The sequence below is a fragment of the Mycobacterium sp. IDUB_17 genome (assembly GCF_055419465.1).
Window position 1 is genome coordinate 139,006 of the sequence record NZ_JBVAXS010000001.1, and the last position, 13,175, is coordinate 152,180.

At 66.0% G+C, this 13,175-nt stretch carries 11 protein-coding genes and 2 tRNA genes; 9 read left to right on the top strand and 4 right to left on the bottom strand.

Annotated features, from left to right (window positions below; all coding sequences use genetic code 11):
* Position 1: 1 nt before the first annotated feature.
* Positions 2–736 carry a lytic transglycosylase domain-containing protein gene (locus ACZYZ7_RS00710; protein WP_450068715.1) on the top strand — a complete coding sequence of 245 codons (735 nt, stop codon included), beginning with the start codon at positions 2–4 and terminating at the stop codon, positions 734–736.
* A gap of 70 nt (positions 737–806) precedes the next feature.
* On the opposite strand, the gene ACZYZ7_RS00715 is transcribed toward ACZYZ7_RS00710, so the two are convergent.
* Positions 807–2,000: an MFS transporter gene (locus tag ACZYZ7_RS00715; RefSeq protein ID WP_450068716.1), complete on the bottom strand. Its 1,194-nt coding sequence runs from the start codon at positions 1,998–2,000 to the stop codon at positions 807–809.
* Positions 2,001–2,119: 119 nt separating this feature from the next.
* Here ACZYZ7_RS00715 and ACZYZ7_RS00720 point away from each other — a divergent pair, with 119 nt between their 5' ends.
* From ACZYZ7_RS00720 to ACZYZ7_RS00740, 5 genes are all read left to right on the top strand, one after another.
* Positions 2,120–3,265: an alpha/beta hydrolase family protein gene (locus ACZYZ7_RS00720; RefSeq protein WP_135453578.1), complete on the top strand. Its 1,146-nt coding sequence runs from the start codon at positions 2,120–2,122 to the stop codon at positions 3,263–3,265.
* Positions 3,266–3,325: 60 nt separating this feature from the next.
* On the top strand, positions 3,326–4,102 hold the full coding sequence (locus ACZYZ7_RS00725; RefSeq protein ID WP_450068717.1) for a fumarylacetoacetate hydrolase family protein: 777 nt from the start codon (positions 3,326–3,328) through the stop codon (positions 4,100–4,102).
* A gap of 9 nt (positions 4,103–4,111) precedes the next feature.
* A complete protein-coding gene (gene gltX / locus ACZYZ7_RS00730) occupies positions 4,112–5,578 on the top strand; it encodes a glutamate--tRNA ligase (RefSeq protein WP_450068718.1) in 1,467 nt (488 codons plus the stop codon).
* 141 nt (positions 5,579–5,719) lie between these two features.
* Positions 5,720–5,794: transfer RNA gene (locus ACZYZ7_RS00735), tRNA-Gln, on the top strand.
* A gap of 68 nt (positions 5,795–5,862) precedes the next feature.
* Positions 5,863–5,935 (top strand) — tRNA-Glu (locus ACZYZ7_RS00740).
* Positions 5,936–6,126: 191 nt separating this feature from the next.
* On the opposite strand, the gene ACZYZ7_RS00745 is transcribed toward ACZYZ7_RS00740, so the two are convergent.
* Complete coding sequence (locus ACZYZ7_RS00745; RefSeq protein ID WP_135453581.1) at positions 6,127–6,828, bottom strand: IclR family transcriptional regulator; 702 nt, start codon at positions 6,826–6,828, stop codon at positions 6,127–6,129.
* A 118-nt stretch (positions 6,829–6,946) separates the two neighbouring features.
* Here ACZYZ7_RS00745 and leuC point away from each other — a divergent pair, with 118 nt between their 5' ends.
* The 3 genes from leuC to ACZYZ7_RS00760 all read left to right on the top strand — a co-directional run bounded on the left by leuC (position 6,947) and on the right by ACZYZ7_RS00760 (position 9,906).
* Positions 6,947–8,401 (top strand): 3-isopropylmalate dehydratase large subunit, encoded by a 1,455-nt coding sequence (gene leuC, locus ACZYZ7_RS00750; protein WP_135453582.1) that lies wholly within the window; start codon positions 6,947–6,949, stop codon positions 8,399–8,401.
* Positions 8,402–8,422: 21 nt separating this feature from the next.
* The gene (leuD, locus tag ACZYZ7_RS00755) at positions 8,423–9,016 is read left to right on the top strand and encodes a 3-isopropylmalate dehydratase small subunit (protein WP_135453583.1); all 594 of its coding nucleotides are present in this window, start codon (positions 8,423–8,425) and stop codon (positions 9,014–9,016) included.
* Positions 9,017–9,231: 215 nt separating this feature from the next.
* Positions 9,232–9,906, top strand: a complete 675-nt coding sequence (locus tag ACZYZ7_RS00760; protein WP_450068719.1) for an HU family DNA-binding protein — start codon at positions 9,232–9,234, stop codon at positions 9,904–9,906.
* Between the two features lie 62 nt (positions 9,907–9,968).
* Here ACZYZ7_RS00760 and mutT1 read toward each other — a convergent pair whose 3' ends face one another.
* Together mutT1 and ACZYZ7_RS00770 are read right to left on the bottom strand one after the other, a co-directional pair.
* Positions 9,969–10,907: an 8-oxo-(d)GTP phosphatase MutT1 gene (mutT1, locus tag ACZYZ7_RS00765; RefSeq protein ID WP_450068720.1), complete on the bottom strand. Its 939-nt coding sequence runs from the start codon at positions 10,905–10,907 to the stop codon at positions 9,969–9,971.
* A 42-nt stretch (positions 10,908–10,949) separates the two neighbouring features.
* A complete protein-coding gene (locus tag ACZYZ7_RS00770; protein ID WP_450068721.1) occupies positions 10,950–13,157 on the bottom strand; it encodes an RNA degradosome polyphosphate kinase in 2,208 nt (735 codons plus the stop codon).
* Positions 13,158–13,175 lie beyond the last annotated feature (18 nt).

A 13,175-nucleotide genomic window follows, 5' to 3' on the forward strand; every position in this document is an offset into this window, starting at 1 on the left:
CATGGATGTGGCGCGCCAACGTTGGCGACAACCGGTCGCGGTCATCGCCGCCACCGTTATCCTGCTCGCCTCAAGCTGCAGCGGCCACTTCGCTTCGCCGATCCCGGAAGGGATCCCGCCGCCACCCGGTGATCCGGTGCCCGATATCGACATCTCGGCCCGGGGCCGGCCCGCCGACCAACTCGCAGCATGGGCTGCACCTCGCGCCGCCGCGATGGGCCTCCCGGCCGCCGCGCTGGAGGCGTACGCGTACGCGGCCAAGGTTGCGGAGGTGGTGAATCCGGGGTGCCATATCGGCTGGACCACGTTGGCCGGAATCGGCACCGTGGAAAGTCGCAATGGCACCTACCGGGGAGCCACGATCGCATCCAACGGCGATGTTGCCCCGCCCATCCGTGGTGTGAGACTCGATGGCACCAACGGCAATCTCCGCATCGTCGAAGAGGCCGGTACCGACCAAGCCGAGTACGCGCAGGCCATGGGGCCCATGCAGTTCATCCCGGAGACGTGGCGACTCTACGGTGTCGATGCCCACAACGACGGGGTGGTCAATGTCGACAACATCGACGATGCGGCGCTGGCAGCGGCGGGATACCTGTGTTACCGCGGCGGCGATCTGTCCACCCGGCTGGGGTGGCTGGATGCGCTCTTGGCCTACAACGACTCCGGACTGTATGTGCGTACGGTCCGAGACTGGGCGACGGCTTACGCGGCAGGGCATTCGTTGTGGGCGTGACCGGCGTCGATCTGTGCCTTCGGGCAAGCGCTCATCGTGCCTTATTGCTCTTCGCGCAAGCGCTCACGGACTATTGCTCTTCGCGCAAGCGCTCATCGGCCGGCACGAGGGGGACCGCCAACAACGGCAACAACGCACACACCGCGAAAGCCGCCGGGTAGCCCGCCGCACCGATCAGCGCACCGAACAACGGTGCCGAGCTGGCGGTCGCCAGGTGCTGGCTGGTGTTCTGTGTGCCCAGTGCGCGTCCGCTCCAGAACGGACCGGCGATCTCGGCGATCGCCGTGAACGCCAAACCGTTGTCGGACACCGTGATCACCGAGGCGATCACGATCAGCGCGACACTGATCGGTGAACCCAGCCAATCGGTGAGCGCCAGCAGCCCCATCGTCGCTGCTGCGGCCAACGCAATCGTCCGGATAGGCCGCAGCCGCTGCCCGACGACATCGGACCATCGGCCCGCCGCGATCCGCCCTGCCGCGCCCAGCAATTGAGCGACGGTCACCAGTGTGCCCGCCGATGCCGCAGACCAACCCCGGTCGCTCATCAACCACACCAGGGTGAAGGTCCACACCACGCCCTGGGGGATCACCAGCAGTACCGACACCGCGTGGATGCGCCACAACACGTTTGAGCGGCGGTACGGGTTGGCCAGGTGTTCGGCCGGTGCCTCGTGGCGGGCCGGCCGGGGCGGATCCAGCACGCCCACAGCGCAGATCACCGCCGAGAGGACACACACCACTGCAGGGAACAGCAGTGCCGTCGCGGTGCCGTGGCTCTCGGCCAGGCGCGGAATCACCAATGCGCCCAAGCCGACACCCAAAGGTGTTGCCGTCTGCCGGATTCCCATCGCCAGCCCACGCTGTTCAGGTGGGAACCAGCCCACCACGACCCGCCCGCTCGCCGAATTACTACTGGCCGCAGCCATTCCACCCAGCAGCAGGAACAGTCCGACGGACATCAGGGAATCCGCCGCAGCCGCCCCGAAGGCCGCCGCGGCGGTCAGGGCCGAGCCCACCGTCAGCACGATCCGTTCGCCTACCCGGTCAACGATGTACCCCCAGGCGATCAGGGTGAGCACCAGTCCGAAGCTCGGCATCGACGACAGCAGACCGGCCTTGGCCAGATCCAGGCCACGCTCGGCGTGCAGGGTGGGGATGAGGAACGCGGCGCCGTTGATGAACACGTTGGCGCATGTGGTCGCGGTGAGTGCGATCGCCAACATCGACCAACGGCGAAACGTGCTGATCGACGAAACAGCCATGCGTGCATCGTTCCACGGATATCTCAAAATATTGAACCTGCGTCCCAATATGTGAGACCGATGAAAAGCTGACCTAAGCTGTGCCGGTGAAGTTGTGGTTGACGGCAACCGTTTTGCTGATGTGTGGACTTGTGGCGGCACCGACCGCGGCGGCGGCCGTGCCGAACTGGTCGGGCCTGGACGCCCGTCACTACGACGCGCCCATTCCCGTGGCCGGAACCTTGATCGAGGCGGTCCCGTTGGATCCCGCACTGTCGGTACCGGGTGCGGCGAGTGCCTACCGCATCCTCTACTCGACTGTCGATCAACATGATTCGCCGGCGCTGAGTACCGCCGTGGTGTTCATCCCGCACGGCCAGGCGCCCGAGGGCGGCTGGCCCACGATCGCATGGGCACACGGCACGGTCGGACTCGGTGACGATTGCGCACCGTCGGCACAGCCGCGCACCGCAAGGGATGTCGAGTATCTGACGCACTGGCTTGACCAGGGCTACGCCGTCGTCGGCTCCGATTACGCCGGGCTGGGCACCCCGGGGCTGATGAGCTACCTCAACACCGTGGCCACCGCCCACAGCGTCGTCGACTCGGTGATCGCGATGCACCACATGGATCTGCCGTTGTCGCCGAAATGGGCCATCGTGGGTCAGTCTCAGGGCGGCGGGGCCGCGGTCAACAGCGCACGCTGGGCCACCGAATTCAGCCGGGGGACCGGCCTGGACTATCGCGGCGTGGTGGCCACCGGGACGCCGTTCAATGTCGAGGGCATCGTGAAGCAGGCGGGCCCCGATATGGCGCTGCCGCCGAATCTGGGACCGGCGGCCAACAGCTATACCGGCTACATCCTGGCCGGGTTCCGGGAAGCTCGTCCCGACATCGACGTCAACAGTGTCCTCACCCCGGCCGGGCTGGATGCCGTGGACAAGGCGGAGACGCTGTGTAAGCCGCAACTCGATCAGCAGCTCACCGGGATGACGCCGACGGCGTTCTTCCGCGCGCCGCTGGACACCCTGCCCGGCGCCTCGGAGGCTCTCGACGCCTACCTGGGCACGCCGACCAGCGGTTACGACCGGCCGATCTTCCTCGGCGTCGGACTCCTGGACCGCGATGTCCCGCCGAACATGTCACTGCAACTCGATGAGCAGCTGCGGGCGAACGGACAGGACGTCACACTCAAGGTTTATCCCGACGAAGATCACTCGGGCACCGTGCTGGCCTCGGTCCCGGATTCCACGCCGTTCCTGGCCGCGGCATTCGCGGCCGACTGACGGAATCCGACCGGAGGCGTCCGCGCTGGTGGTCGGACGCTGCGCACTACCCTGGTCAAAATGCGCTTAGGTCGAATCGCCAGTCCCGACGGCGTCGCTTTCGTCAGTGTCGAAGGCGACGGCGCCGATGCCGTCTGCAAAGAGATCGCCGAGCATCCGTTCGGCAATCCCAACTTCACCGGGCGGAGCTGGCCGCTGGCCGACGTCCGCCTGCTGGCGCCCATCCTGGCCAGCAAGGTCATCTGTATGGGCAAGAACTACGAGGCCCACGCCGCGGAGATGGGTGGGGTAGCTCCCGAGGATCCGGTGATCTTCCTCAAACCCAACACCGCGATCATCGGGCCCAACGTGCCGATCCAGTTGCCGGCCGACGCCAATCCCGTTCACCACGAGGGTGAGCTGGCCATCGTCATCGGGCGGCCCTGCAAGGACGTGCCCGCCGCACGTGCGGCCGAGAACATTCTGGGCTACACCATCGCCAACGACATCTCGGCGCGCGACCAGCAGGCCAAGGACGGCCAGTGGATGCGGGCCAAGGGCCACGACACCTTCTGTCCCGTGGGCCCGTGGATCGTCAACGACCTCGATCCCTCGGACCTGGAGATCCGCACCGAGGTGAACGGAGAAGTGCGCCAGCGCAGCCGGACCTCGCTGATGATCCATGACATCGGTGCCATCGTCGAGTGGGTCTCGGCGGTGATGACGCTGCTTCCTGGCGACCTGATCCTCACCGGAACCCCCGAAGGTGTCGGCCCCATCGAAGACGGGGACACCGTGAGCGTCACCGTCGAGGGCATCGGCACCCTTACCAATCCCGTTGTACGCAAGCAGAAGTAGAGGTAAGTGATGACATCTCCCTCTGGTCATGTCAGGGTGCGGTTCTGCCCGTCGCCGACCGGGACCCCGCACGTCGGGTTGGTGCGCACCGCGCTGTTCAACTGGGCCTATGCCCGGCATACCGGCGGAACCTTCGTCTTCCGTATCGAGGACACCGATGCCGCGCGCGACAGCGACGAGAGCTACGCCGCGATTCTCGACGCCCTGCGGTGGTTGGGCCTGGACTGGGATGAGGGCCCCGAGGTCGGCGGCCCGTACGAGCCGTACCGGCAGTCACAGCGCAGCGAGATCTACCGCGATGTGATCGCCCGTCTGCTCGAGGCCGGCGAGGTCTACGAGGCCTATTCGACGCCCGAAGAGGTCGAGGCGCGGCATGTCGCGGCCGGGCGAAATCCCAAACTCGGATACGACAATTACGACCGCGACCTCACTGACGAGCAGCGCAAGGCGTTTGCCGACGACGGCCGTAAGCCCGTGCTGCGCTTGCGTATGCCTGACGAGGACCTCGGCTGGACCGATCTGGTGCGCGGCCCGGTGAGCTTCCCAGCGGGCTCGGTGCCGGATTTCGCGATCACGCGTGCCAACGGAGATCCGTTGTACACCTTGGTCAATCCGGTCGACGACGCGATGATGAAGATCACCCACGTGCTGCGCGGCGAGGACATCATGCCCTCGACACCGCGGCAGATCGCGCTGTACCGGGCGCTGATGCGGATCGGCGTGGCCGAGCGGGTACCTGAATTCGCTCATTTGCCAAGTGTTCTCGGCGAGGGCAACAAGAAGTTGTCCAAGCGTGATCCGCAGTCGAATCTGTTCCTGCACCGCGACCGCGGCTTCCTGCCGGAGGGGCTACTGAACTACCTGGCGCTGCTGGGCTGGGGCATCGCCGACGACCACGACGTGTTCAGCCTCGACGAGATGGTGGCCGCATTCGACGTGGCCAACGTCAACTCCAACCCGGCGCGGTTCGACCAGAAGAAGGCCGACGCGATCAATGCCGAGCACATCCGGCTGCTGACGCCAGAGGATTTCACGGCCCGGCTGCGCGCCTATCTCGACGCCCACGGTCACGACACCGGTTTGGACGACGCCGCATTCGCCGAAGCCGCCGCGCTGATCCAGACCCGCATCGTCGTCCTCGGCGATGCGTGGGGGCTGCTGAAGTTCTTCGACGACGACTCCTACGAGATCGACGAGAAGGCGGCCGCCAAGGAACTGCGTGAGGAGGCCGCACCGGTCCTGGACGCCGCGCTGAGCGCCTTGGAGGGCGTCGGGGAGTGGAACACCCCCAACATCGAGGCGGCGCTCAAGGCGGCGCTTCTGGACGGTCTGGAGCTCAAGCCCCGTAAGGCGTTCGGACCGATCCGCGTCGCCGTCACGGGCGCGACGATCAGCCCGCCACTGTTCGAGTCGATGGAGCTGTTGGGTGCCGACCGCAGCCTGGCGCGGTTGCGGGCCGCCCGGGGCCGGCTGTGAACGCCCAGGCGTGCCGGGGGTTGGTAAAGAGAGCCGAAAATCTTTGGTAGTCTGCTCGTCGGCCCGAAAAGCAAAACGGGGAAGCCCCCGCTGAGCCGATCGGATCGAAATTGCCTGTGACCTGCGGTGATGGGCAATTATTGGGGTATGGTGTAATTGGCAACACAGCGGTTTCTGGTACCGCCATTCTAGGTTCGAGTCCTGGTACCCCAGCCATCCGGAGAGGATCAGCCGGATTAGGTGAGCACGACCGCCTAAGCTAAGCTGACCATCCGGAAGTTCTAGCCCCCGTCGTCTAGCGGCCTAGGACGCCGCCCTCTCACGGCGGTAGCGTGGGTTCGAATCCCATCGGGGGTACAGAAGTAAAAGCGCCCAGTTCTCACGAACTGGGCGCTTTTGCGTTATGCGGACACGGCGCCCGCCCGCGCCCCATCGTCACGCCAGAATGGCCCCGGGTGGTGAACGTCACTCCGCCGTGAGGCTGGTCGGATTCGGGGCCGGCGACGTCCCGCCACGCCGGGCGCGTCAGCCGCGTGTTGAGATTCGTCTCACAGTCGGCGGGTGAGCGCATCGGAGGCGGCAAGCAGATCGGCGGCCCAGCGGGCCCCGGGTCGCCGGCCCATGCGGTCGATCGGCCCGGACACGGACACCGCGGCGATCACCGCGCCACGGCCGTCACGCACCGGTGCCGAGACGCTGGCCACACCCGGCTCACGTTCGGCGGCGCTCTGCGCCCAGCCGCGCTTGCGGACCTCGGCCAGGGTGCGGTCGGTGAACTTGGCGGCCGGCAGCACGGCCTGCTGGGTGGCCGGGTCGGCATAGGCCAGTAGCACTTTGGCGCCCGAGCCGGCCGTCATCGGGAGGTGGGTGCCCACCGGCACGGTGTCGCGCAGCCCGGCCGGAGGCTCCAGCGCCACCACGCAGACCCGGGACTGCCCTTCGCGCCGGTACAGCTGCACGCTCTCGCCGGTGATCTCACGCAGGCGGGGCAGGACCGCGGCGCCGGCCGCCAGGAGCGGATCGTTGACGTGGGAGGCCAATTCGGTCAATGCCGGGCCGAGGCGCCAGCGTCCGTCTCCGTCGCGGGCCAGCAGCCGGTGGGTTTCGAGCCCGGCGGCCAGCCGGTGCGCGGTCGCCCGCGGGAGCCCGGTCCGCTCGCAGAGTTCGGCCAGCCCGCAAGGTGACTCGGCCACGGTGTGCAGCACACCCACGGCTTTGTCGAGAACGCCGATGCCGCTATCATTTCTCACAGAGAGATACTAGCGTCTCGCATTGTGAGATGGCAGATGAGATGGCGACAGTAACTCCCAGCCCTGGCGGACTCTTGATGCAAGCCCGCGTTGCCGTTAATCGAATCGAGAAGTAGCGATGGACCAATCGACACAGACATCCGTGAAGCCGCGCACCCTGGCCGAAAAGGTTTGGGACGACCACGTCGTGGCGCGCGGTGAGGGAGAGGGCGCGGCCAGAGAGCCCGACCTGATTTACATCGACCTGCATCTCGTCCACGAGGTCACCAGCCCGCAGGCGTTCGACGGCCTGCGATTGGCGGGCCGGCCGGTGCGACGACCGGACCTCACGATCGCCACCGAGGACCACAACGTGCCCACGGTCGACATCGACAAGCCGATCGCGGATCCGGTTTCGCGCACCCAGGTCGAGACATTGCGGCGCAACTGCGAGGAATTCGGCATCCGGTTGCACCCGATGGGCGATGCCGAACAGGGCATCGTGCACATCATCGGACCGCAGCTGGGGCTGACGCAGCCGGGCATGACGGTCGTGTGCGGGGACAGCCATACCTCGACCCACGGTGCATTCGGCGCCATCGCGATGGGTATCGGCACCTCCGAGGTCGAACACGTGATGGCCACGCAGACACTGCCGCTCAAGCCGTTCAAGACCATGGCGGTCAACGTCGACGGCGTGCTGCCGCCCGGCGTGAGCGCCAAGGACGTCATCCTGGCCGTGATCGCCAAGATCGGTACCGGCGGCGGCCAGGGCCACGTCATCGAGTACCGGGGCAGCGCCATCGAGGCGTTGTCCATGGAAGGCCGGATGACGATCTGCAACATGAGCATCGAGGCCGGGGCCCGGGCCGGCATGGTCGCTCCTGACGAGACCACCTTCGAATTCCTCAAGGGCCGCCCGAACGCTCCGAAGGGGGCCGACTGGGACGCCGCGGTGGCCGCCTGGAGCGAGTTGCGTACCGACGAGGGCGCCGAATTCGACACCGAGGTCTACCTGGACGCCGCCACGCTGAGCCCGTTCGTGACATGGGGAACCAACCCGGGACAGGGCGTCCCGCTGTCCGCTTCGGTGCCCGATCCGGAGTTGATCGGCGACGACGGTGAGCGTCAGTCGGCGGAGAAGGCCTTGGCCTACATGGATCTTCGACCCGGGATGGCCATGCGTGACATCGCCGTGGACACCGTTTTCGTCGGGTCCTGCACCAACGGCAGGATCGAGGACCTGCGGGTGGTCGCCGACGTGCTGCGCGATCGCAAGGTCGCCGACGGGGTGCGGATGCTCGTCGTGCCGGGCTCGATGCGGGTCCGGGCCCAGGCCGAATCGGAAGGTCTCGACCGGATATTCACCGCCGCGGGCGCCGAATGGCGGCAAGCCGGCTGCTCGATGTGTCTGGGCATGAACCCCGATCAACTGTCCCCGGGGCAGCGCTGTGCCTCGACGTCCAACCGGAATTTCGAAGGCCGACAGGGCAAGGGGGGCCGCACGCACCTGGTCTCGCCGGCCGTTGCCGCAGCCACCGCCGTACGCGGAAAGCTGGCGTCCCCTGCCGATCTGCCCGCCGCGACCCGCTAAGAAACCAGAAGGAGAAGCCTGATGGAGGCTTTTAGCACTCACACCGGCATCGGCGTCCCGCTGCGGCGGTCCAATGTCGACACCGACCAGATCATCCCCGCCGTCTATTTGAAGCGGGTAACCCGAACGGGTTTCGAGGACGGATTGTTCGCCGCCTGGCGCGCTGATCCGTCGTTCATTCTGAATCTTCCGCCATTCGACAAAGGCTCGGTGTTGGTCGCCGGACCCGATTTCGGCACCGGATCGTCACGCGAACATGCCGTCTGGGCGCTCATGGACTATGGCTTCCGGGTGGTTATCTCATCCCGTTTCGCCGATATTTTCCGCGGCAACGCCGGCAAGGCCGGGCTATTGGCCGCCGAAGTCGCCCAAGACGATGTCGAGCTCTTATGGAAGCTCATCGAGCAGAATCCGGGGCTGGAAATCACTGTGAATCTTCAAGATCGAAATATCGTCGCCGGAACGGTTGTGCTGCCGTTCAGAATTGACGACTACACGGCTTGGCGACTGCTCGAGGGACTCGACGATATAGGCCTTACGCTGCGGAAACTCTCTTCGATCGAGGATTACGAGAAGCACCGGCCGGCCTGGAAGCCGCGCACTCTGCCCGCCTGATCGGGGGCCTCGTACGGGTGCATCGGAGCCCGAATTCGCCGCGTGCCAAACCGGTTCTGGACCCAACCTGGGGGAGTCCAAGTGGGGCAAGCGGATTGCCGGATTGTTCGCTAGCTACGCCTGAAATTGCGCGTGGCTCTTGGAAATCAGTGGTTACAGGGTTTACCGTGTCCTCTAGTCGGTCCAAGGAGGACCACTGGTTTCGGAGGTTTTGGATGAACAAAGCGGAGCTCATCGACGTACTCACAACCAAACTGGGCACCGATCGTCGGCAGGCTACCGCCGCGGTGGAGAACGTTGTGGACACCATCGTCCGCGCGGTGCACAAGGGCGACAGCGTCACGATCACCGGCTTCGGTGTCTTCGAGCAGCGCCGCCGCGCTGCCCGTGTGGCGCGCAACCCGCGCACCGGCGAGACGGTGAAGGTCAAGCCCACCTCGGTGCCGGCTTTCCGTCCGGGCGCTCAGTTCAAGGCGGTTGTCTCTGGGGCACAGCGCCTCCCGTCTGAAGGTCCGGCGGTCAAGCGTGGCGTCACCGCAGGCCCGGTCAAGCGCGCCGCCGCCAAGAAGGTGGCCACCAGGGCAGTGGCCAAGAAGGCCGCCACCAAGGCAGTCAAGAAGGCTGCGGTCAAGGCCGTTGTGAAGAAGGCTGCGGCCAAGGCACCCGCCAAGAAGGTGGCTGCCAAGAAGGCCCCGGCCGCCAAGAAGGTCGCTGCCAAGAAGGCCCCGGCCGCCAAGAAGGCCGCGACCAAGGCGCCCGCCAAGAAGGCCGCGACCAAGGCACCCGCCAAGAAGGCCGCGACCAAGGCACCCGCCAAGAAGGCCGCGACCAAGGCACCCGCCAAGAAGGTGGCTGCCAAGAAGGCACCGGCCAAGAAGGGCCGCAAGTAATTACGGTAAAGGCACGTCGTGAGCCGTAGGTGAGCTCACGACGTGTCTTTTCTCGTGTGTAACTAGCCGCCGGCGGGCAGGGGACTGCCGAGGTGGTCTGCAGCGACCAGTCGGCCGTCCGTCATCGACAGCACCCAGGTGCTGCCCTTGCGGTTTCCGGTGGTCTGCGGGCGCACCTGTGAGCGCGAGCACCACCACGAGATGAGATCGGGAATCACCTTGCCCTGTGTGCAGATCACCGGGGTCCCGGCCCGGGCCGCGAGTTCGAGCACACGATTGCGGCCGGCCTTGTGGTCGGAGTTGTACGCTTCCTCGGTCAGCGTCGGCTCATTGTGAATGTCCACCCCGAGCTCCTGGGCCAACGGCTCCAGGGTCTGGTGGCAGCGCAGCCGATCGGCCGCGTAAAGCGTTGTGGCACCGAATGCCAGTAGTTGGGCGACCAGGGCTTCGGCCTGTGCCCGCCCCTTCTTGTCCAGCGGACGCTTGCGGTCGTCGCCCTTGAATCGGGATCGCCGGCCGGCCACACCGTGCCGCACGATGAGTACCGTCTTGGTATCCGGCGGCTGTTTTGCAAAGCGGCGCAATACTTTTCGGTCATGCGGGTAGATCAGCTGATCCATCGCGGATTCCACCGGCAGCCAGATGAGCTTGTCCACCTCATCGTTGGGGGTGAAGTCGCCGCCGGTCGCGCGCGCAGCCCAGTACCAAACCCGTTTGGTTCCCTGCGGAATGTCATACGAGATCGAGCCGAGCCGGCGCCCGAGCTGCGCGGTGTAGCCGGTCTCCTCGTGAACCTCGCGCACCGCGGCCACCGGATCGGTTTCGTTGAACTCGACCTTTCCCTTGGGCAGGGACCAATCGTCGTACCGTGGACGGTGGATGACGGCCACCTCGGGCACGGCAGTGCCCGCGGCGTCCTCGCCGCTGCGCCACAACACGGCGCCTGCTGCGGGCACCAGCTTGTTGCCCGGCTGCGCTGCTGTCGTGCTGTCGTTCGACACCTCAACTCCTGCAGGTCATTCACCGGCCCGGGCCAGGTGGGATCAGGGGTGCCGGTGACGTTCCATCAGTGACACCTGGTGGTCGCGAACTGTCTGCCCCTCCTGGGGCAGCGCCGTCCAGTGACCATCGTGTCGTAACTCCCAGCACCGGGTGGCCGGATCCATCGCGGACTCGAACACCTCGTTGAGTTGCGCCATCAGCCTCGGATCCTTGACCTGAGCCATCACTTCGACACGGCGGTCGAGATTACGATGCATCATGTCGGCACTGCCGATCCAGAACTCATTGATGGCGCGGAAGTGAATAATCCGCGAGTGCTCGAGGAAGCGCCCCAGGATCGAGCGCACCCTGATGTTGTCGGAGTACCCGGGCACGCCTGGGCGTAGGGCGCAGATGCCCCGCACCACGATCTCGACCGGGATCCCGGCCTGCGACGCCCGGTACAGCGCATCGATCACCTGCTCGTCCACCAGTGCGTTTGCCTTCAACCGGATTCCGGTCGTGGCTCCCTCATGATGGGCGGCGATCTCACGGTCGATGCGTTCGATGATGCCCTTGCGCACACCGCGCGGAGCCACCAGCAGGTTGCGGTAGGCGTCTTTGCGTGAGTAGCCGGTCAGTGAATTGAACAGATCGGTCAGGTCGGCGCCGATGTCGGGATCGGCGGTGAGCAACCCGACGTCTTCATACAGCCGCGCGGTTTTCGGGTTGTAGTTGCCGGTGCCGATGTGGCAGTAGCGCCGGATGGTCGACCCCTCACGGCGCACCACAAGGCAGGTCTTGCAGTGGGTCTTGAGGCCGATCAACCCGTAGACCACGTGCACTCCGGCTTGTTCGAGTGCTCTGGCCCACTTGATGTTGGCCTGTTCGTCGAAGCGCGCCTTGATCTCGACGAGCGCGACCACCTGCTTGCCTGCCTCGGCGGCGTCGATCAGTGCGTTGACGATCGGCGAGTCACCGGATGTGCGGTAGAGCGTCTGTTTGATCGCCAGCACGTTGGGGTCGGCGGCGGCCTGCTCGATGAAGCGTTGCACGGTGGTGGAGAACGAGTCATAGGGATGATGTACCAGCACATCCCCGTCGCGCAGCGTCGAGAAAATGCTCTTGGGCGTCTCACGTTCGCCGAATGCCGGTGGGGTGGCGGGCACGAACGGCCGGTCCTTGAGCGCGGGCCGGTCCACGGCATAGATCTGCCACAGCGCGGACAGATCCAGCAGCCCGGGCACCTCGATAACGTCGCCGGGCGCCACATCCAGTTCCCGCAACAGCAGTTCGAGCATGCTCTCGGTCATGTCGTCGGACACTTCCAACCGCACCGGCGAGCCGAATCTGCGGCGCGCCAGCTCGCGTTCGAGCGCCTGCAGCAGATCCTCGTCGCGATCCTCTTCGACTTCGAAGTCGGCGTTGCGAGTGATCCGGAACGCGTGGTGCTCGACGATCTCCAGGCCGGGGAACAACACCGGCAGGAACGCCGCGATGAGTTCCTCCATGGGCAGGAACCGCACCACGGTCGATCCATCGGTGGGGGCGCTCAGTTCCACGAAGCGGCCGACGTTGTCGGGCACCTTGATCCTGGCGAAGTGTTGCCCGCCGTCCTCGGGATGCTTGACGGTAATTGCCAGGTTCAGGCTCAGCCCGCTCACGAACGGGAACGGGTGGGCCGGGTCCACCGCGAGCGGGGTGAGCACCGGGAACACCTGCTCGTGGAAGTAGGTGGAGAGCTTGGCGCGTTCGGTTTCGTCGAGCTGGGCCCAGTTGACGATGATGATGCCCTCTTCGGCGAGCGCCGGGCGGACCGAGCTGAGGAACACGTTGGCGTGCCGGTTGGCGATCTGCTGGGTGCGTTCGTTGATACGGCGCAGCTGTTCACGCGGGGACAGACCATCGGCCGAGCGCACCGAAAGCCCCATCTCGTCGCGCCGTTTCAGCCCGGCCACCCGCACCATGTAGAACTCGTCGAGATTGGACGCGAAGATCGCCAGGAACTTCGCCCGCTCGAGCAACGGCAGTGACGGGTCGGCCGCCAGCGCCAGTACCCGGGCGTTGAAGTCCAGCCAGCTCAGCTCGCGGTTGAGGTACCGGTCTTCGGGCAGTGCGTTGTCCACTGCCGGCCAGGTCGCAGCCGGTGGGACTTCCGGTGTTGCCGGCTCGACGGACTGCCCCGATGCGGCTGCGGTGTTATCCCGATGGGAGTGCTCCGCCCGGGTCGCAGGCTCGGCTTCGGTGGCTTCGCTCATTCGTCCGATCATTCCCTATCTGGTGGGGTC